The sequence below is a fragment of the Streptomyces sp. NPDC032940 genome, assembly GCF_040636935.1.
Taxonomy (GTDB): Bacteria; Actinomycetota; Actinomycetes; order Streptomycetales; family Streptomycetaceae; genus Streptomyces.
The window spans coordinates 53,716-73,267 of sequence record NZ_JBEZVJ010000015.1 but is presented as its reverse complement, the minus strand read 5'-3'; the positions used below and the strand labels follow the sequence as shown (position 1 = coordinate 73,267).

The window sequence follows — 19,552 nt, the reverse complement described above, 5'->3', positions numbered from 1 at the left end:
AGCACCAGTGCACCTCCCCCCACCCCCTGGAAGGGAACCCCATGGCACGACGCACCCGTACCCGCACCCTGACCGCTCTCCTGGCCCCGGCCCTCGCGCTCGGCGCCGCCGTCGGCCTCGCCTCCGCACCCGCCCAGGCCGCCGTCTGGAACTCCTGCGACCAGTGGGGCAACACGACCCTGGACGGTTACACCCTCTACAACAACATCTGGGGCTCCGGCGCCGGCAGCCAGTGCGTCTGGGCCAACTCCGGTACCAATTGGGGCGTATGGGCCGACCACCCGAACACCGGCGGCATCAAGTCCTACCCGAACGCCAAGAAGGTGATCAACAAGTCGATCGGCTCCCTCGGCTCGCTCCGCAGCAGCTACGACGTCACGGTCCCGTCCGCCGGCGCGTACAACACGTCGTACGACATCTGGGACACGGACCACGACTACGAGATCATGCTCTGGGTCAACTACAACGGGGCCGTCGGGCCCCTCGGCACCTCGCAGGGGACCGTCTCGCTCGGCGGCCACAGCTGGAACGTCTACAAGGGGGACAACGGCGCCAACGAGGTCTTCTCGTTCCTGCGCACCTCGGACTCGACCGAGGGCACGGTGGACATCCTCCCGATCCTGAAGTGGATCAGGGACACCAAGGGGTGGATGGGCGACGAGACCATCGGCGACGTGCAGTTCGGCTACGAGATCACCTCGTCCGCCGGCGGTCTGGACTTCCGCACCGACAGCCTGACGGTCAGCGGCGGCTGAGCCACCGCCACCACGACGAAGGGGCCGGCCCCGCCCGGGGCCGGCCCCTTCCGCCTACGACCGGACCGGCGCCGGCCCCGAGCTCGCCCGCACCGTCAGTTCCGGAGCGAGCAGCACGACCTCCTCGCTGCCGCGCCCGTCGAGCTTGGCGACCAGCTGCTCCACCGCGTGCCGGCCCATCTCCTGCGCCGGCACCGCGACCGAGGTCAGCCGTACCGAGGCCTGGGCGGCGACCTGCTCGGGGCAGACCGCGACCACCGACACGTCCTCGGGCACCGCCCGGCCCTGCTGCCGCAGCAGCGCGAGCAGCGGCTCGACCGCCGACTCGTTCTGCACGACGAACCCGGTGGTGCCTGGACGCTCGTCGAAGACGCGGGCGAGGGTCGCGGACATCGCGTCGTAGCCCCCCTCGCACGGGCGGTGCAGCAGCCGCAGCCCCAGCTCGCGCGCGCGGGCACGCAGCCCGTCGAGGGTGCGCTCGGCGAAACCCGTGTGCCGCTCGTACACGGCGGGCGCCTCGCCGATGACAGCGATGTCGCGATGCCCCAGCGACGCCAGATGCTCCACGCACAGCGCGCCGGTCGCCCGGAAGTCGAGATCGACGCAGGTCAGACCGGTGGTGTCGGCGGGCAGTCCGATCAGTACCGAGGGCTGGTCGGTGCCGCGCAGCAGCGGCAGCCGCTCGTCGTCGAGTTCCACGTCCATGAGGATCATGGCGTCGGCGAGACCGCTGCCGGTGACGCGGCGCACCGCGTCGGGTCCCTCCTCGCCCGTGAGCAGCAGGATGTCGTAACCGTGGGCGCGCGCGGTGGTCGCGACCGCGACGGCGATCTCCATCATCACGGGCACGTACATGTCCGTGCGCAGCGGGATCATCAGCGCGATGATGTTCGACCTGCTGCTGGCCAGGGCGCGGGCGCCGGCATTCGGGTGGTAGCCGAGCTTCCGGATGCTCTCCTCGACCCGCTGCCGGGTGGTGGTGGAGATGGACCGCTTGCCGCTGAGGACATAGCTCACCGTGCTCGCCGAGACTCCGGCGTGCTGGGCGACCTCGGCGAGGGTGACCATCCAGCTCTCCAAGCTTGTGAAGCGCTTCGACAGCGCGCGGGGTGGGCAGAGGCGGGCGAGGGTGGTTCGACAGTAGCCCCAGCACGGGTGGGTGTCCATAGCCTATCGAAGCGCTTCGACACCTTTCTTCCCCGCGCCTCCCCGGGCCTCCCGGCCCATCTTCTCGCACCGTCCCGCCCCCGCACCCATCGGCCGAACGGCCGCACCAGGGGTGGTGGGTCCGCCCCGGAACGGGTACACACGATCGGGTAGCACCGACTAGTAACGTACGCCCGCGAGTTCGCGCAACGAGGACTTCGCGGCCGTACCTCCCTTCGATGCCGATTCGCGGCGAGGTGAGCCTCATGTCCGCTCCACCCACCCCTTCCTCCCGACCCACCGTCACCGAACGTGAGGCCCGTCAGGTGGCGGAGGCTGCCCGGGAACAGGACTGGCGCAAGCCCAGCTTCGCCAAGGAGCTGTTCCTCGGCCGCTTCCGCCTCGACCTCCTCCACCCGCACCCCGTCCCGGCCGACGACGACGTCCAGCGCGGCGAGGAGTTCCTCGCCAAGCTCCGCGACTTCTGCGAGACGAAGATCGACGGCTCCGTCATCGAACGCGACGCGCGGATCCCCGACGAGGTGATCACGGGGCTGAAGGAGCTGGGCGCCCTCGGTATGAAGATCGACACCAAGTACGGCGGTCTCGGTCTCACCCAGGTCTACTACAACAAGGCCCTCTCCCTGGTCGGATCCGCGAATCCGGCGATCGGCGCGCTGCTCTCCGCGCACCAGTCGATCGGCGTGCCGCAGCCGCTGAAGATGTTCGGCACCCAGGAGCAGAAGGACACGTTCCTGCCGCGCTGCGCCCGCACCGACATCTCGGCGTTCCTGCTCACCGAACCGGACGTCGGCTCGGACCCGGCCCGCCTCGCGACCACCGCCGTCCCCGACGGCGACGACTACGTCCTCGACGGCGTGAAACTGTGGACCACCAACGGCGTCGTCGCCGACCTGCTCGTCGTGATGGCCCGCGTGCCGAAGTCCGAGGGCCACAAAGGCGGCATCACCGCCTTCGTCGTGGAGGCCGCCTCCGAGGGCATCACCGTGGAGAACCGCAACGCCTTCATGGGGCTGCGCGGCCTGGAGAACGGCGTCACCCGCTTCCACCGGGTCCGGGTCCCCGCCGCCAACCGCATCGGCCCCGAGGGCGCCGGCCTCAAGATCGCCCTGACCACCCTGAACACCGGCCGTCTCTCACTGCCCGCCATGTGCGTCGGCGCCGGCAAGTGGTGCCTGAAGATCGCCCGCGAGTGGTCCGCCGCACGTGAGCAGTGGGGCAAGCCGGTCGCCCTGCACGAGGCGGTCGGCTCCAAGATCTCCTTCATCGCGGCGACCACCTTCGCCCTCGAGGCCGTCGTGGACCTCTCCTCCCAGATGGCCGACGAGGACCGCAACGACATCCGCATCGAGGCCGCCCTCGCCAAGCTCTACGGCTCCGAGATGGCCTGCCTGATGGCCGACGAGCTGGTCCAGATCCGCGGCGGACGGGGCTTCGAGACCGCGGCCTCCCTCGAAGCCCGCGGCGAGCGCGCGGTGCCCGCCGAGCAGCTCCTGCGCGATCTGCGGATCAACCGCATCTTCGAGGGCTCCACGGAGATCATGCACCTGCTGATCGCCCGCGAGGCCGTCGACGCCCACCTCTCGGTCGCCGGCGATCTGATCGACCCGGACAAGTCCCTGTCCGACAAGGCGAAGGCGGGTGCGCAGGCCGGCGTCTTCTACGCCAAGTGGCTGCCGAAACTGGTCGCGGGACCCGGCCACCTCCCGCGCTCCTACGCCGAGTTCCACCCCACGGGCCACGTCGACCTCTCCGGCCACCTGCGCTACGTCGAACGCGCCGCCCGCAAGCTCGCCCGCTCCACCTTCTACGCCATGTCCCGCTGGCAGGGCCGGATGGAGACCAAGCAGGGCTTCCTGGGCCGCGTCGTCGACATCGGCGCCGAGCTGTTCGCCATGAGCGCCGCCTGCGTCCGTGCCGAGCACCTGCGCGCCGAGGGCGACCACGGCCGCGAGGCCTACCAGCTCGCCGACGCCTTCTGCCGGCAGTCCCGCATCCGCGTCGAGGAACTCTTCGGCCGGCTGTGGACCAACACCGACGACCTCGACCGCAAGGTGGTCAAGGGCGTCTTGGGCGGCGCTTACGAGTGGCTGGAGCAGGGCGTCGTCGATCCCTCGGGCCAGGGCCCCTGGATCGCGGACACGACACCCGGGCCGAGCACCAGGCAGAACGTCCACCGTCCCATTCCCTGACACGTCAGCCGCCCCGGGCCCGCTCGTCGCCTCCCCGCCCGCACGGCGACGACGGGCCCGGCCGGCCGGCCCCCGCTCCGCCCGGCGCGACACCGCTCGAGGGACGCACTGTCCTCCCTGGGCCGGGTTACGGCCACAATGGTGGAATGAGCGACAGTCCAGCCCCACTCGCCGACCCGCACCTCGTCTACGACCCGGTGGCCGGCGACGGCCCGAAGGACGTGGTGATCCTCGGGTCCACCGGGTCCGTCGGGACCCAGGCCATCGACCTCGTGCTGCGCAACCCGGACCGCTTCCGGGTCACCGCCCTGTCCGCCAACGGCGGCCGGGTCGCCCTCCTAGCCGAGCAGGCGTACCGGCTGAAGGCGCGGACCGTCGCCGTGGCCCGCGAGGACGTCGTCCCGGCGCTGCGCGAGGCCCTCGCCGCCCAGTACGGCGCCGGGGAGCCGCTGCCCGAGATCCTCGCCGGACCGGACGCCTCCACCCAGCTCGCCGCCTCCGACTGCCACACCGTCCTCAACGGCATCACCGGCTCCATCGGCCTCGCCCCGACCCTCGCCGCCCTGGAGGCGGGCCGCACCCTCGCGCTCGCCAACAAGGAGTCGCTCATCGTCGGCGGCCCGCTGGTCAAGGCCGTGGCCAAGCCGGGACAGATCATCCCGGTCGACTCCGAGCACGCCGCCCTCTTCCAGGCATGCGCCGCGGGCAGTCGCGCCGACGTCCGCAAACTGGTCGTCACCGCCTCGGGCGGTCCGTTCCGGGGACGCACCAGGGAGGACCTGGCGAACGTCACCGTCGAGGAGGCCCTCGCCCACCCCACCTGGGCCATGGGCCCGGTGATCACGATCAACTCCGCCACCCTCGTCAACAAGGGCCTGGAGGTGATCGAGGCCCACCTCCTCTACGACATTCCCTTCGACCGCATTGAGGTGGTCGTGCACCCGCAGTCGTATGTCCACTCGATGGTTGAGTACACGGACGGTTCGACGATCGCGCACTGCACGCCCCCCGACATGGGCGGGCCCATCGCCGTGGGCCTCGGCTGGCCCGACCGCGTCCCCGACGCCGCCCCCGCCTTCGACTGGAGCAAGGCCTCGACCTGGGAGTTCTTCCCGCTCGACAACGAGGCCTTCCCCTCGGTCAACCTGGCCCGGCACGTCGGACAGCTCGCGGGCACGGCCCCGGCGGTGTTCAATGCGGCCAACGAGGAGTGCGTCGAGGCGTTCCGCCGCGGCACGCTGCCGTTTCTCGGGATCATGGAGACCGTCACCCGGGTGGTCGAGGAGCACGGCACCCCCGGTACGGGAACCTCGCTCACCGTCGCGGACGTCCTCGAGGCGGAGACCTGGGCCCGCGCCCGGGCCCGGGAACTGGCGGCACAGACGGCGGAGGCCCGTGCATGACGACCCTGATGTTCATCCTCGGCATAGTCCTCTTCGCCGTCGGCCTGCTCTTCTCCATCGCCTGGCACGAGCTGGGCCACCTGTCCACCGCCAAGATGTTCGGCATCCGCGTGCCGCAGTACATGGTGGGCTTCGGGCCGACGATCTTCTCCAGGAAGAAGGGCGACACCGAGTACGGGGTCAAGGCCATCCCGTTCGGCGGCTACATCCGCATGATCGGCATGTTCCCGCCCGGCCCCGACGGCCGGATGGAGGCCCGCTCCACCTCGCCCTGGCGCGGGATGATCGAGGACGCCCGTTCGGCGGCCTTCGAGGAACTCCAGCCCGGTGACGAGAAGCGCCTGTTCTACACGCGCAAGCCGTGGAAGCGGGTCATCGTGATGTTCGCGGGCCCCTTCATGAACCTCATCCTCGCGGTGGTGCTCTTCCTCACCGTCCTGATGGGCTTCGGCATCTCGCAGCAGACCACCACCGTCAGCTCCGTCTCCCAGTGCGTCATCTCGCAGAGCGAGAACCGCGACGACTGCGCCAAGTCCGACCCGGCCTCCCCGGCCGCGGCGGCCGGCCTGCGGGCGGGCGACAAGATCGTCTCCTTCGACGGCGTCCGCACCGACGAGTGGGACAAGCTGTCCGACCTGATCCGCGCCACCCCCGGCCAGGAGGTGCCGATCGTCGTCGAGCGCGACGGCCGGGAGGTCACGCTCCACGCCCAGATCGCCACCAACCAGGTCGCCAAGAAGGACTCCCACGGACAGATCGTCCAGGGCGAGTACGTCACCGCCGGCTTCCTCGGCTTCAGCGCCGCCACGGGCGTGGTGAAACAGGACTTCGGCCAGTCCGTGACGTGGATGGGCGACCGCATCGGCGACGCCGTCGACTCCCTGGCCGCCCTGCCCGGCAAGATCCCCGCGCTGTGGGACGCCGCCTTCGGCGACGGGCCCCGCGAGGCCGACTCCCCGATGGGCGTCGTCGGCGCCGCCCGGGTGGGCGGCGAGATCGCCACGCTGGACATACCGCCCACCCAGCAGCTGGCCATGTTCGTGATGCTGGTCGCCGGCTTCAACCTCTCCCTGTTCCTGTTCAACATGCTCCCGCTGCTCCCGCTCGACGGCGGGCACATCGCGGGCGCCCTCTGGGAGTCGCTGCGCCGCAGCACCGCCAAGGTGCTGCGCCGGCCCGACCCGGGCCCCTTCGACGTGGCGAAGCTGATGCCGGTGGCGTACGTCGTGGCGGGCGTGTTCGTCTGCTTCACCCTGCTCGTCCTGGTCGCGGACGTCGTCAATCCGGTACGGATCAGCTGACGGCCGGGGCGGCCCGCCTGAAGCCCGATCCGGGAAGCATGTCCCCCCGGACCGGGCTTCACGCGCATCGTGGGGCAGACGGACGCCATCGGGCGGATTCGCCGGGCGCCGTGTGCCCGGCCTCAGGTCCGTGCCGTAATCTCAAGGGTCGGAGCCCGTTGCTGACCGGGGCCGGATCTTGATCCACGACTTGGGGTTGCACAGCAGATGACTGCGATTTCTCTCGGCATGCCGTCCGTTCCGACCACGCTCGCCGTGCGCCGCAAGAGCCGGCAGATCCAGGTCGGTCCCGTGGCGGTCGGCGGCGACGCCCCCGTGTCCGTGCAGTCCATGACCACGACCCGCACCTCCGACATCGGCGCCACCCTCCAGCAGATCGCCGAGCTGACCGCCTCCGGCTGCCAGATCGTCCGCGTGGCCTGCCCCACCCAGGACGACGCCGACGCCCTCCCGGTGATCGCGAAGAAGTCGCAGATCCCGGTGATCGCCGACATCCACTTCCAGCCGAAGTACGTCTTCGCCGCCATCGAGGCGGGCTGCGCCGCGGTCCGGGTCAACCCGGGCAACATCAAGCAGTTCGACGACAAGGTCAAGGAGATCGCCCAGGCGGCGAAGGACCACGGCACCCCGATCCGCATCGGCGTGAACGCGGGCTCGCTGGACCGCCGCCTGCTCCAGAAGTACGGCAAGGCGACCCCAGAGGCGCTCGCGGAGTCCGCCCTCTGGGAGGCGTCGCTCTTCGAGGAGCACGGCTTCCGCGACATCAAGATCTCCGTCAAGCACAACGACCCGGTCGTCATGGTCGAGGCCTACCGCCAGCTCGCCGCCCAGTGCGACTACCCCCTCCACCTCGGCGTCACCGAGGCCGGCCCCGCCTTCCAGGGCACCATCAAGTCGGCCGTCGCCTTCGGCGCCCTGCTCTCCCAGGGCATCGGCGACACCATCCGCGTCTCCCTCTCGGCCCCGCCCGTCGAGGAGATCAAGGTCGGCATCCAGATCCTGGAGTCCCTGAACCTGCGCCAGCGGGGCCTCGAGATCGTCTCCTGCCCCTCCTGCGGGCGCGCCCAGGTCGACGTCTACAAGCTCGCCGAGGAGGTCACGGCCGGCCTGACCGGCATGGACGTCCCGCTGCGCGTCGCCGTCATGGGCTGCGTCGTCAACGGCCCCGGCGAGGCCCGCGAGGCCGACCTCGGCGTCGCCTCCGGCAACGGCAAGGGCCAGATCTTCGTCAAGGGCGAGGTCATCAAGACCGTGCCCGAGTCCAAGATCGTGGAGACCCTCATCGAGGAGGCCATGAAGCTGGCCGAGCAGATGGAGAAGGACGGCGTGACCTCCGGCGAGCCCTCGGTCTCGGTCGCGGGCTGAGCCGGGGACCGGCAGGCGGGGCGACGCCGCTCAGCCTGCGCGGGTACAGTGCGGAGATCAGCAGATCTTAGGGTGAGGCCCCGCACGTGTTGACGCAGACCACCTCCCGCGTGCTCGAACCGAGCGACCTGGACGCCGCACTCGCCGTCCTCGACCGCGAGCCGGTCGCCAACGCGTTCGTGACCGCCCGGGTGCAGATCGCGGGCCTCGACCCGTGGCGTCTCGGCGGCGAGATGTGGGGCTGGTACGAGGACGGCATGCTGACCTCCCTGTGCTACGCGGGCGCCAACCTCGTCCCCATCTGCGCCACCCCGCGCGCCGTCCGCGCGTTCGCCGACCGGGCCCGGCGGGCCGGCCGGCGCTGCTCCTCCATCGTCGGCCCCGCCGAGTCCACCGCCCAGCTCTGGCGGCTCCTCGAACCCGGCTGGGGCCCGGCCCGCGAGGTCCGCGGCCGACAGCCCCTCATGGTCACCGACCGCATGACCACCGACGTCACCCCCGACCCCTACGTCCGCCGCGTCCGCAAGGACGAGATGGAGCGGATCATGCCGGCCTGCGTGGCGATGTTCACCGAGGAGGTCGGCATCTCCCCGCTGGCCGGCGACGGCGGCCTGCTCTACCAGGCCCGGGTCGCCGAACTCGTCGGCTCCGGCCGCTCCTTCGCCCGCTTCGACGGCGACGGACGGGTCGTCTTCAAGGCCGAGATCGGCGCCGCCACCGACCGCGCCTGCCAGATCCAGGGCGTGTGGGTGGCACCCGAGTACCGGGGACAGGGACTCGCCGCCCCCGGCATGGCGGCCGTCCTGCGCCACGCCCTGGCCGACGTGGCCCCGGTGGTGAGCCTGTACGTGAACGACTTCAACACGGCCGCCCGCCGCACGTACCGGCGCGTGGGCTTCCAGGAGGTCGGTTCCTTCATGAGCGTCCTGTTCTGACCCCGGCCGATCACACCCGGCACACAGCCGCGCCACCCCTGTAGGCTCCCCGCCATGGACCTCGTCATCGGCCCCCTGGACCTGTCGGCCCACGTCGACGAGGCCCTCGCCGTCCAAGCCGTCGCCTTCGGTCTCGGCCCCGACGAGGTGGCCGTCCGCCGCCAGATCGTCCTGCGCCACATGACCTATCCCGGCGCCCGCGCCCTCGGCGCCACCACCCCCGAGGGTGACCTCGCCGGGTTCGTCTACGGCATGCCCAACGACCGCGCCCACTGGTGGTCCACCGTCGTCGAGCCCTACCTCCGCGCCCAGCACAACGACGCCTGGCTCGACGACTCCTTCGTCATCACCGAACTGCACGTCCACCCGGCCCACCAGAACCGGGGCGCGGGCCGCGCACTGATCACCACGATCACCGACTCCGCCGCCCAACCCCGCTCGATCCTGTCGGCGATCGACATCGAGAGCCCGGCCCGCGGCCTCTACCGCTCCCTCGGATACACCGACCTCGCCCGCCAGGTCCTCTTCCCCAGCGCGCCCCGGCCGTACGCCGTGATGGGCGCCCACCTCCCGCTGCGCAGGCCATAACCGATTTCCACCGCACCGGACCACCCGGCTAACCTCCTAGGACCACCCTTACGCAGCAGGAGACACGAGAACCATGGCCAACGCACCGGTCCAGCGCATGTCGAAGTTGATGGCGAAGACGCTGCGCGACGACCCGGCGGACGCCGAGGTCCTCAGCCACAAGCTGCTGGTCCGCGCCGGCTACGTGCGCCGCACCGCCGCCGGCCTGTGGAGCTGGCTGCCGCTCGGCAAGAAGGTCCTCGGCAACATCGAGCGCATCGTCCGCGAGGAGATGGACGCCATCGGCGCCCAGGAGGTCCAGCTCCCCGCCCTGCTGCCGCGCGAACCCTACGAGGCCACCGGCCGCTGGCAGGAGTACGGCCCCGAGCTGTTCCGCCTCCAGGACCGCAAGGGCGGCGACTACCTCCTCGGCCCGACCCACGAGGAGATCTTCACCCTCCTCGTCAAGGACCAGGCGTCCTCGTACAAGGACCTGCCGGTCATCCTGTACCAGATCCAGAACAAGTACCGCGACGAGGCCCGCCCCCGGGCCGGCATCCTGCGCGGCCGCGAGTTCCTGATGAAGGACTCCTACTCCTTCGACGTGGCCGACGAGGGCCTCGCCGAGTCCTACGCCCTGCACCGCGCCGCCTACCAGCGCATCTTCGAGCGCCTCGGCCTCGACTACCGCATCTGCGCGGCCACGGCCGGCGCGATGGGCGGCTCGAAGTCGGAGGAGTTCCTGGCGCCCGCCGAGGCCGGCGAGGACACCTTCGCGGACTGCCCGAACTGCGACTTCGCCGCCAACACGGAGGCGATCACCTACGCCCTCACGCCGGTCGACGCGACGGACGTCCCCGCCGCCGAGGACATCCCGACCCCCGACACACCCACCATCGAGACCCTGGCAGCCTCCCTCGGCGTCGAGGCCTCCGCCACCCTGAAGAACCTCCTCGTCAAGGTGGACGGCGAGATCGTCGCCGTGGGCGTCCCCGGGGACCGCGAGGTCGACATGGACAAGGTCGAGGCGCACTTCGCCCCCGCCACGGTCGAGCTGGTCACCGCCGAGGACTTCGTCGGCCGCCCCGACCTGGTCCGCGGCTACGTCGGCCCGCAGGGCCTGGGCGAGAAGGTGAAGTACATCGCCGACCCGCGCGTGGCCCCCGGCACCGCGTGGATCACGGGCGCCAACAAGGAGCACACGCACGCCAAGAACGTCGTGGCGGGCCGTGACTTCGAGGTCGACGCGTACGTGGACGTCGTCGTGGTCCGCGAGGGCGACCCGTGCCCCAAGTGCGGCACCGGGCTGGTCCTGGACCGCGCCATCGAGATCGGCCACATCTTCCAGCTCGGCCGCAAGTACGCCGACGCGCTCAAGCTGGACGTCCTCGGCCAGAACGGCAAGCCGGTCCGCGTGACGATGGGCTCCTACGGCATCGGCGTCTCCCGCGCGGTGGCCGCCCTCGCCGAGCAGCACGCCGACGACAAGGGCCTCATCTGGTCCAAGGAGGTCGCTCCCGCCGACGTCCACGTCGTCGCCGCGGGCAAGGCGCTCCAGACGGAGCTGGCCCTCGAGGTCTCCGACAAGCTGGCCGCGGCGGGCGTCCGCGTCCTGGTCGACGACCGCGCGGGCGTCTCGCCGGGCGTGAAGTTCACCGACGCCGAGCTCATCGGCGTCCCGCAGATCCTGGTCGCGGGACGCCGGAGCGCGGAGGGCGTGGTCGAACTGAAGGACCGCCGCACGGGTGAGCGCGAGGAAGTGACGGTCGAGGAGGCGCTGGCCCGCCTGACCAGCTGAGGCTTCCGTCCAGGCGCCCGGCGGTGAGCCCGCCGGGCGCTCCGGCGTTCCCAGGGCGCCCGGCGCGGGTGTGGGTCATGTGGCCCGCCGCAGACGGGTTGCCCGACGTGGTTGCCGGGCGGGGTGGTTTGCGCGGCCCGGCGCTACGGGGTGCCTCCCCACTGGGGGAGGCACGACTGCCCGCAGCTAGGACGGCTGGGACGGCGGGGGACTGCCGTCAGCCGCGTACGGCGAGAAGGGGCCGTGTCGGGGGTGTCCGCCCGCAGCGGTTGGCGCGTCAACGCCCCGCCTGTTGGTAGGAGACCGATTTCGCGCCGTTCCGAGGACGGACACTCCCCGGCGCAGCCCCGACCCACCACCGGACCGAACGCGCTACGCGCACCCCCACCGAACCCGCGCAGGCCGCCGCAGGCATCGCGCGCACCCCGTCACAGCCAGCCCGCGAACTCCAGCAGCAGTTCCGCGTCCCGTTCACGCCCGACCCGGTGCGCCCGTACCCCCGACTCGACCGCGCGGAACAGCGTCCACCCCCGCAGCCGGTCCTGATCGACCTCCAGCGACTCCGCCAGCCGCTTGATCCGCCGCCGTGTCGTCGACGCCCCCGCCGGCTGCGCGATCAGGTCCTCCACCCGGTCCCGCACCAGCCGCGCCAGATCGAACGCGCTCTCGCCCACCACCGGATCCGGCCCCACCGCCAGCCACGGCATCCGGTCCCCGGCGAGCACCTTGCTCTGCCGGAACGTCCCGTGCAGCAGCCGCTCCTCCGGCGGCGAGTCCAGCAGCTCCGAACGGGCCGCGAGCGCCGCATCCACCAGCGCGGCCACCCCCGCCCCGCCCGCCCCACCGGCCTCGCCCGCCGCCCCGGCCCGCATCGCCCCGGCCCGCATCGCCTCGGCCTGCCGCCCCGTCCGCTCGGCCACCGTCTCGAAGGAGTGTCCGGCAGGCGGCTCCACCCACAGCCGCCGCAGCGTCCCCGCCGCCTCCAGCAGCGCCTTCGACTCCGGCAGCGACCGCACCGAGACATCCGGATGCAGCCGCTCCAGCAGCAGCACGCCCTCCGGCAGGGACACGTCCCCGCCGACCGCCTGCACGGCCCCCAGCCCACCCCAGTGCGCGAGCGCCGCCCGCTCGCTCTCCGGCCGCGCCCGGCGGGGCGCCAGCTTCAGCACCGCGGGCGTCCCGTCGGCCCGCCGCACCAGAAGCACCAGGCTGCTGCGTCCGCCGGGCACCTGCACCCGCTCCACGGTCACCCCGCACAGCGCCACGGCCTCCCGCGCCGTCTCCGGCAGCTTCTCCAGCCAGTCGTCACCGACCGGTGCCGTCTCACCGAGCGCCCTGACCAGACGCCGCGGCGGTTCGAAAGCCATGCGCGAGCCGTTCCCTTCCCGTACGGACCCCCGTACGTGTTACGCGGTCGGTGTCGCCGCAGCCGACGGTGTGCCGGCCCGCTCGGCGAGCCCAGGGAAGGCTACGCTCCCGCCGCGCCAGCGCACGGCGCGGACCGCCGCCTCCCGCAGCGCCCCGGCCGCCGTGGCCCGCAGCCCGCCCTCGGCCGCCCGCACCAGGTCGGAGTAGACCCCGGCCGTCCGGCTCTCCAGCTCGGCGGCCAGCCGCACCGCGGCCACCGCGTCCGGCACGGCGAAGGGCAGCGCGTACCCGGCCGCCGCGGCGACCGGCCGGCCACCCCGGTCGCCCACCTCACGCACCAGCGCGTCACGCCGCGCCCGGTGCGCGTCGTACGCGGTCCGCGCCTCTGCACGCCGCTCCTCGCCGATCCGCCCGCCGACGACCCCGTAGCCGTACACCGCGGCATGCTCGGCCGCCAGTGCCGCCTGGAGGGCGTCCAGCACCCGGTCCTTCGCCTCGCTCACCCGTCACCCTCCGTCAGCAGAAAGCAGAAACACGTGCGCCGCCCCGGCCGCCGCCACCGAGGCCAGCAGCCGCGCCGACTCGCCCGGCATCTCCAGCAGCGCTCCGGCCCGCCGGTCGGCCAGCTCACGCTCGGCCGCGGCCAGCCCGGCCAACGCATCTTCCTCGGTCCCCGGCACACCGTCCCCGGGCCCGGCGGCCCGTGCCGATCCCGAAGGCGACACAGACACGGAGCCCGAAGCCGAAACCGACGCCGAAGCCGAAGCCGAAACCGAAGCCGAAGGCGGAACCGAAACCGACGCTGAAGCCGTCGGCGACGAGGCCCCCCGCCCCCCACCCCCGAACGCCTCCGCATGCCGCACGACCTCGTCCCGCAGCGGCCGCAACCGCCCCGCCAGCCCCGGATACGCGGCGATCACCGCGTCGTACCGCGCGGCCAGCGTCTCGCTGTCCCGCGCCGCCCGCGCGCGGGCCCGTTCGTCGGCGGACGGAGTACGCGCACCGTCGGAACCGGAACCGCCGGTACACCCGACGAGCAGGACACCCCCGACGCCGGCGGCCGAGGCGGCCGAGACGAGCAGACTCCTACGACTACGACGCGGCCCCGAGGGCACGGGCACGCGCGGCGATGAGGGGAACGACACGGCAGACGTCCTCGGCAGACTCGTACGGAACCGGCGGGTGAGCGAGGGCGCGCGGCAGGAAGAGCGGGATCAGCGGCGCGGCACGCCCGTGATCACGGTACCCGGGCCTCGCCCGGCCACCACTCAGCGGCACCGGCGGCACCGGCGCCGCCGGCCGCCCCGGGCGGACGGGTGGACGGGTGGACGGCAACACCCCCCGCGACCGGATACCCTTTGACCAGACACGCGCCCCATCCCACAACAGCACACGCGGCCGAGGAGTCACCCGGATGAGCACCACCCAGAGCGAGAGGCTGCGAGAGCTGCTCGAGCCGCTCGTCACCTCCCAGGGTCTGGACCTCGAAGAGATCGCCGTGGACTCGGTCGGACGCAAGCGTGTGCTGCGGGTGGTCGTCGACTCCGACACCGGTGCGGACCTCGACAGGATCGCCGATGTGAGCCGCGCGCTCTCGGCGAAGCTCGACGAGACGGACGCGATGGGCGACGCGGAGTACACCCTCGAGGTCGGGACCCCGGGCGCGGAGCGCTCCCTGACCGAGCACCGCCACTACACGCGTGCCGTGGACCGCCTGGTGCGGTTCCAGCTCCACGAGGGCGGCGAACTGGTCGCCCGGATCCTCGGTGTGGACGACGACGGACTCGACCTCGAGGTGCCCGGCGTGAAGGGCCGCAAGGCCACCACCCGCAGACTCGCCTTCGGTGACATCGACAAGGCCCGCGTCCAGGTCGAGTTCAACCGCAAGGACAAGCAGGACAAGCACGGCCAGCACGACAAGCAGGACGACGAGAACATGACGGAAGAGGAGGAGGCGTAGCCGTGGACATCGACATGAGCGCCCTGCGGGGCTTGGTACGGGAGAAGGAGATCTCCTTCGACCTGCTGGTCGGAGCGATCGAGTCGGCCCTCCTCATCGCCTACCACCGCACCGAGGGAAGCCGCCGGCACGCGCGCGTGGAGCTCAACCGGGAGACCGGACACGTGACCGTGTGGGCGAAGGAGGACCCGGACGACCTCGAAGAGGGTCAGCAGGCCCGGGAGTTCGACGACACCCCGTCCGACTTCGGCCGCATCGCCGCCACCACCGCCAAGCAGGTCATCCTGCAGCGGCTGCGCGACGCCGAGGACGACGCGACGCTCGGCGAGTACGCGGGCCGCGAGGGCGACATCGTCACCGGTGTGGTCCAGCAGGGCCGCGACCCGAAGAACGTGCTGGTCGACATCGGCAAGCTCGAGGCCATCCTGCCCGTGCAGGAGCAGGTCCCCGGCGAGACGTACCCGCACGGCACCCGCCTGCGCAGCTACGTGGTACGGGTGGCGAAGGGCGTGCGCGGCCCGTCCGTGACCCTGTCGCGCACCCACCCCAACCTGGTGAAGAAGCTCTTCGCCCTGGAGGTGCCGGAGATCGCCGACGGTTCCGTCGAGATCGCCGCGATCGCCCGTGAGGCCGGCCATCGCACGAAGATCGCCGTCCGCTCCACCCGCTCGGGCCTGAACGCCAAGGGCGCCTGCATCGGCCCGATGGGCGGCCGTGTCCGCAATGTGATGGGCGAGCTGAACGGCGAGAAGATCGACATCGTCGACTGGTCGGACGACCCGGCCGAGATGGTGGCGAACGCGCTCTCCCCGGCCCGTGTCTCCAAGGTCGAGATCGTGGACCTGGCGGCCCGCTCCGCGCGGGTGATCGTGCCGGACTACCAGCTGTCGCTGGCGATCGGCAAGGAAGGCCAGAACGCCCGGCTCGCGGCCCGGCTGACCGGCTGGCGGATCGACATCCGGCCGGACACCGAGCAGCCGTCGGCGGACCACGCGGAATAGCGCGCGGGGAATAGATCCAAGCCGCACGGCGCTGAGATCACGACAGTCTTGCGTGCGGCGTGTGTTCGATTCTTGCCCCAAAGGGGTGAGGTCGGTCCGGGGAGGTAGACTTAGGAGTGTCTGGCCGGACACCTAGCCGCGCACGCCCTGAGCGCACCTGCGTGGGGTGCCGGGAGCGAGCAGGCAAGAGCGAGCTGCTGCGGACCGTGGTGATCGAGGACGCGTGCGTCCCCGATGTACGCGGTACGCTGCCCGGCCGGGGTGCGTACGTGCACCCGGCCACGGTCTGTGTCGACCAGGCAGTGCGCCGCAAGGCGTTCCCGCGGGCGCTCCGCGTCCCGGGTCCGCTCGACGTAAAGGCGTTGCGCCATTACGTCGAGCAGGCACAAGGTTGCAGCACGGCCGCTGAAAGCGGCGCGTGAGCAACGTGGTAAGGAAGACATACCGTACGGAACCCCGTGCGGTCTGGTACCTCGCGAGTCGAAAGCAGGTCGAGATTGCGATGAGCACTCGATGAGTACGCGATGAGTACGCCCATGAACTAGCGACGGTCCGGACGCAACCCGGACCTCAGAGGAGCGAAGTGGCTAAGGTCCGGGTCTACGAACTCGCCAAGGAGTTCGGTGTCGAGAGCAAGGTCGTCATGGCCAAGCTCCAGGAACTCGGTGAATTCGTCCGTTCGGCGTCTTCGACCATCGAAGCGCCCGTAGTACGCAAGTTGACGGACGCCTTCCAGCAGGGCGGTGGCAACGGCAAGTCCGCCAAGCCCGCCCCCCGTAAGGCGGCCCCCAGGCCCGCCGCGCCCTCCCCGGCGCAGGCGGCACGTCCGGCTGCGCCGCGGCCGGCCGCACCCAAGCCCCCGGCCGTAGAGCAGCCCGCGGCTCCGTCGGCGCCCGCGCCGGCGGCTCCCGGTCCGCGTCCGACGCCGGGCCCCAAGCCGGCCCCGCGTCCGGCTCCGGCCGCGCCGGAGTTCACCGCGCCCCCGGCGGCTCCCGCCGCCCCGGCGCCGTCCGGCCCCCGGCCCGGTGCGCGTCCCGGTGCCCCGAAGCCCGGCGGCCGTCCCGCCGGTCCCGGTCAGGACCGCGGTCCCCAGGGCGGCCAGGGCCGTCCCGGCGGCCAGCGTCCCGGTGCCCCGGCACAGCGCCCCGGCGGCCGTCCCGGCGGTCCGCGTCCGGGCAACAACCCCTTCACCTCCGGCGGCAACGCCGGCATGGCGCGCCCGCAGGCGCCCCGTCCGCAGGGCGCCCCGCGCCCCGGCGGTCCCGGTGCCCCCGGCGCCGGTCCCCGTCCGCAGGCTCCCGGCCAGGGCGGCGGTCCGCGTCCCCAGGCTCCGGGCGGCAACCGCCCGACCCCGGGCTCGATGCCGCGTCCGCAGGGCGGTCCCGGCGGTCCCCGTCCCGGCGGCCCGCGTCCGAACCCCGGCATGATGCCGCAGCGTCCGGCTGCCGGCCCGCGTCCCGGTGGCGGCCCCGGCGGTCGCGGCCCGGCCGGTGCCGGCCGTCCCGGCGGCGGTCGTCCGGGCGGCGGCGGCTTCGCCGGTCGTCCCGGTGGCGGCGGCGGTGCCGGTCGTCCCGGTGGCGGCGGCGGTTTCGCCGGTCGTCCCGGTGGCGGCGGCTTCGGCGGCGGCGGTGGCCGTCCCGGCTTCGGCGGTCGTCCCGGCGGTCCCGGCGGCCGTGGTGGCACGCAGGGCGCCTTCGGCCGTCCCGGCGGTCCCGCGCGTCGCGGTCGCAAGTCGAAGCGGCAGAGGCGCCAGGAGTACGAGGCCATGCAGGCCCCGTCGGTCGGCGGCGTGATGCTGCCTCGCGGCAACGGCGAGACCATTCGCCTGTCGCGCGGTGCGTCGCTCACCGACTTCGCGGAGAAGATCAACGCCAACCCGGCGTCGCTCGTCGCGGTCATGATGAACCTCGGCGAGATGGTCACCGCGACCCAGTCCGTCTCCGACGAGACGCTCCAGCTCCTCGCCGGCGAGATGAACTACGACGTTCAGATCGTCAGCCCGGAGGAGGAGGACCGCGAGCTGCTCGAGTCCTTCGACCTGGAGTTCGGCGAGGACGAGGGCTCCGAGGAGGACCTGGTCGTCCGTCCGCCGGTCGTGACCGTCATGGGTCACGTCGACCACGGTAAGACCCGACTGCTCGACGCCATCCGCAAGACGAACGTCATCGCGGGCGAGGCCGGCGGCATCACCCAGCACATCGGTGCCTACCAGGTCGCGACCGAGGTCAACGACGAAGAGCGCAAGATCACCTTCATCGACACCCCGGGTCACGAGGCGTTCACCGCCATGCGTGCCCGTGGTGCCCGGTCGACGGACATCGCGATCCTGGTCGTCGCGGCCAACGACGGCGTCATGCCGCAGACGGTCGAGGCGCTCAACCACGCGAAGGCGGCCGACGTGCCGATCGTCGTCGCGGTCAACAAGATCGACGTCGAGGGCGCCGACCCGACCAAGGTGCGCGGTCAGCTGACCGAGTACGGCCTGGTGGCCGAGGAGTACGGCGGCGACACCATGTTCGTCGACATCTCCGCCAAGCAGGGTCTGCACATCGACTCGCTGCTGGAGGCCGTGATCCTCACGGCCGACGCCTCGCTCGACCTGCGGGCCAACCCGAACCAGGACGCGCAGGGCATCTCGATCGAGTCCCGTCTCGACCGCGGCCGCGGTGCCGTGGCGACGGTCCTCGTCCAGCGAGGCACCCTGCGGGTCGGCGACACGATGGTGGTGGGCGACGCCTACGGCCGCGTCCGCGCCATGCTCGACGACAACGGCAACAACGTCGCCGAGGCCGGTCCGTCGACGCCGGTCCAGGTCCTGGGCCTGACCAACGTCCCGGGTGCCGGTGACAACTTCATCGTGGTCGAGGAGGACCGTACGGCCCGCCAGATCGCGGAGAAGCGCGCCGCCCGCGAGCGGAACGCCGCGTTCGCCAAGCGCACGCGCCGCGTCTCCCTCGAGGACCTGGACAAGGTGCTCAAGGCCGGCGAGGTCCAGCAGCTGAACCTGATCATCAAGGGTGACGCTTCCGGTTCGGTCGAGGCCCTCGAGTCCTCGCTGCTCCAGCTGGACGTCGGCGAAGAGGTCGACATCCGCGTCCTGCACCGCGGCGTCGGTGCGGTCACGGAGTCCGACATCGACCTGGCGATGGGCTCCGACGCCATCGTGATCGGCTTCAACGTGCGCGCCGCCGGGCGCGCCGCCCAGATGGCCGAACGCGAGGGTGTGGACGTCCGGTACTACTCGGTCATCTACCAGGCGATCGAGGAGATCGAGGCGGCCCTCAAGGGCATGCTCAAGCCGGAGTACGAGGAGGTCGAGCTCGGTACGGCGGAGATCCGCGAGGTCTTCAAGTCGTCCAAGCTGGGCAACATCGCGGGTGTGCTCATCCGCTCCGGCGAGGTCAAGCGCAACACCAAGGCGCGCCTCATCCGCGACGGCAAGGTGGTCGCGGAGAACCTCAACATCGAGGGTCTGCGTCGCTTCAAGGACGACGTCACCGAGATCCGCGAAGGCTTCGAGGGCGGTATCAACCTCGGAAACTTCAACGACATCAAGGTCGACGACGTCATCGCGACGTACGAGATGCGCGAGAAGCCGCGGGTGTAACACCCCGACTTCTTCAGACGGTGCGGCCCGGGGCCGGTCGGCGGAGAGCAATATCCGTCGATCGGCCCCGGCCGTTCGTTGTACGGTGCTGATGTCCCCGCCCGTGGATGGCGGGGCCATCGATCCCGAACCG

16 protein-coding genes are annotated in these 19,552 nt (G+C 71.9%); 12 read left to right on the top strand and 4 right to left on the bottom strand.

Annotated features, from left to right (window positions below; genetic code table 11):
• The first annotated feature begins 41 nt into the window (after positions 1-41).
• Positions 42-755, top strand: a complete 714-nt coding sequence (locus AB0E77_RS19735; RefSeq protein WP_361572289.1) for a hypothetical protein — start codon at positions 42-44, stop codon at positions 753-755.
• Between the two features lie 54 nt (positions 756-809).
• On the opposite strand, the gene AB0E77_RS19730 is transcribed toward AB0E77_RS19735, so the two are convergent.
• Positions 810-1,823, bottom strand: coding sequence for a LacI family DNA-binding transcriptional regulator (locus AB0E77_RS19730; protein ID WP_361572287.1), 1,014 nt, complete (start codon positions 1,821-1,823; stop codon positions 810-812).
• 344 nt (positions 1,824-2,167) lie between these two features.
• Between AB0E77_RS19730 and AB0E77_RS19725 the strand changes: the two genes are divergently transcribed.
• From AB0E77_RS19725 to AB0E77_RS19695, 7 genes are all read left to right on the top strand, one after another.
• On the top strand, positions 2,168-4,114 hold the full coding sequence (locus AB0E77_RS19725) for an acyl-CoA dehydrogenase family protein (protein WP_361572284.1): 1,947 nt from the start codon (positions 2,168-2,170) through the stop codon (positions 4,112-4,114).
• A gap of 146 nt (positions 4,115-4,260) precedes the next feature.
• The gene (gene dxr / locus AB0E77_RS19720; RefSeq protein ID WP_361572281.1) at positions 4,261-5,517 is read left to right on the top strand and encodes a 1-deoxy-D-xylulose-5-phosphate reductoisomerase; all 1,257 of its coding nucleotides are present in this window, start codon (positions 4,261-4,263) and stop codon (positions 5,515-5,517) included.
• 8 nt (positions 5,518-5,525) lie between these two features.
• The gene (locus AB0E77_RS19715; RefSeq protein WP_361572454.1) at positions 5,526-6,818 is read left to right on the top strand and encodes a site-2 protease family protein; all 1,293 of its coding nucleotides are present in this window, start codon (positions 5,526-5,528) and stop codon (positions 6,816-6,818) included.
• 207 nt (positions 6,819-7,025) lie between these two features.
• Positions 7,026-8,183, top strand: a complete 1,158-nt coding sequence (gene ispG / locus AB0E77_RS19710; RefSeq protein ID WP_189233123.1) for a flavodoxin-dependent (E)-4-hydroxy-3-methylbut-2-enyl-diphosphate synthase — start codon at positions 7,026-7,028, stop codon at positions 8,181-8,183.
• Between the two features lie 86 nt (positions 8,184-8,269).
• Positions 8,270-9,118 (top strand): GNAT family N-acetyltransferase, encoded by an 849-nt coding sequence (locus AB0E77_RS19705; protein ID WP_361572278.1) that lies wholly within the window; start codon positions 8,270-8,272, stop codon positions 9,116-9,118.
• Positions 9,119-9,172: 54 nt separating this feature from the next.
• The gene (locus AB0E77_RS19700; RefSeq protein WP_361572276.1) at positions 9,173-9,706 is read left to right on the top strand and encodes a GNAT family N-acetyltransferase; all 534 of its coding nucleotides are present in this window, start codon (positions 9,173-9,175) and stop codon (positions 9,704-9,706) included.
• A gap of 73 nt (positions 9,707-9,779) precedes the next feature.
• Complete coding sequence (locus AB0E77_RS19695) at positions 9,780-11,483, top strand: proline--tRNA ligase (protein WP_361572273.1); 1,704 nt, start codon at positions 9,780-9,782, stop codon at positions 11,481-11,483.
• A 428-nt stretch (positions 11,484-11,911) separates the two neighbouring features.
• On the opposite strand, the gene AB0E77_RS19690 is transcribed toward AB0E77_RS19695, so the two are convergent.
• From AB0E77_RS19690 to AB0E77_RS19680, 3 genes are read right to left on the bottom strand one after another with little or no spacing between them, the layout of a single operon-like run.
• Positions 11,912-12,850 (bottom strand): aminoglycoside phosphotransferase family protein, encoded by a 939-nt coding sequence (locus tag AB0E77_RS19690; protein ID WP_361572270.1) that lies wholly within the window; start codon positions 12,848-12,850, stop codon positions 11,912-11,914.
• A gap of 39 nt (positions 12,851-12,889) precedes the next feature.
• Complete coding sequence (locus tag AB0E77_RS19685) at positions 12,890-13,354, bottom strand: ferritin-like domain-containing protein (RefSeq protein WP_361572267.1); 465 nt, start codon at positions 13,352-13,354, stop codon at positions 12,890-12,892.
• A gap of 3 nt (positions 13,355-13,357) precedes the next feature.
• On the bottom strand, positions 13,358-13,996 hold the full coding sequence (locus AB0E77_RS19680; protein ID WP_361572264.1) for a hypothetical protein: 639 nt from the start codon (positions 13,994-13,996) through the stop codon (positions 13,358-13,360).
• Between the two features lie 269 nt (positions 13,997-14,265).
• Here AB0E77_RS19680 and rimP point away from each other — a divergent pair, with 269 nt between their 5' ends.
• The 4 genes from rimP to infB all read left to right on the top strand — a co-directional run bounded on the left by rimP (position 14,266) and on the right by infB (position 19,419).
• Positions 14,266-14,811: a ribosome maturation factor RimP gene (gene rimP, locus AB0E77_RS19675; protein ID WP_361572262.1), complete on the top strand. Its 546-nt coding sequence runs from the start codon at positions 14,266-14,268 to the stop codon at positions 14,809-14,811.
• Between the two features lie 2 nt (positions 14,812-14,813).
• Positions 14,814-15,812 carry a transcription termination factor NusA gene (gene nusA, locus AB0E77_RS19670; RefSeq protein ID WP_361572259.1) on the top strand — a complete coding sequence of 333 codons (999 nt, stop codon included), beginning with the start codon at positions 14,814-14,816 and terminating at the stop codon, positions 15,810-15,812.
• Between the two features lie 116 nt (positions 15,813-15,928).
• Positions 15,929-16,234: a YlxR family RNase P modulator gene (locus AB0E77_RS19665; RefSeq protein WP_361572257.1), complete on the top strand. Its 306-nt coding sequence runs from the start codon at positions 15,929-15,931 to the stop codon at positions 16,232-16,234.
• Between the two features lie 161 nt (positions 16,235-16,395).
• Positions 16,396-19,419 (top strand): translation initiation factor IF-2, encoded by a 3,024-nt coding sequence (infB, locus tag AB0E77_RS19660; RefSeq protein ID WP_361572254.1) that lies wholly within the window; start codon positions 16,396-16,398, stop codon positions 19,417-19,419.
• Positions 19,420-19,552 lie beyond the last annotated feature (133 nt).

Excerpts from the sequence above, each read along its gene's own strand:
- AB0E77_RS19735 (WP_361572289.1), top strand. The coding sequence starts at position 42 with ATGGCACGACGCACCCGTACCCGCACCCTGACCGCTCTCCTGGCCCCG.
- AB0E77_RS19730 (WP_361572287.1), bottom strand. The coding sequence starts at position 1,823 with ATGGTCACCCTCGCCGAGGTCGCCCAGCACGCCGGAGTCTCGGCGAGC.
- AB0E77_RS19725 (WP_361572284.1), top strand. The coding sequence starts at position 2,168 with ATGTCCGCTCCACCCACCCCTTCCTCCCGACCCACCGTCACCGAACGT.
- dxr (WP_361572281.1), top strand. The coding sequence starts at position 4,261 with ATGAGCGACAGTCCAGCCCCACTCGCCGACCCGCACCTCGTCTACGAC.
- AB0E77_RS19715 (WP_361572454.1), top strand. The coding sequence starts at position 5,526 with ATGTTCATCCTCGGCATAGTCCTCTTCGCCGTCGGCCTGCTCTTCTCC.
- ispG (WP_189233123.1), top strand. The coding sequence starts at position 7,026 with ATGACTGCGATTTCTCTCGGCATGCCGTCCGTTCCGACCACGCTCGCC.
- AB0E77_RS19700 (WP_361572276.1), top strand. The coding sequence starts at position 9,173 with ATGGACCTCGTCATCGGCCCCCTGGACCTGTCGGCCCACGTCGACGAG.
- AB0E77_RS19695 (WP_361572273.1), top strand. The coding sequence starts at position 9,780 with ATGGCCAACGCACCGGTCCAGCGCATGTCGAAGTTGATGGCGAAGACG.
- AB0E77_RS19690 (WP_361572270.1), bottom strand. The coding sequence starts at position 12,850 with ATGGCTTTCGAACCGCCGCGGCGTCTGGTCAGGGCGCTCGGTGAGACG.
- rimP (WP_361572262.1), top strand. The coding sequence starts at position 14,266 with ATGAGCACCACCCAGAGCGAGAGGCTGCGAGAGCTGCTCGAGCCGCTC.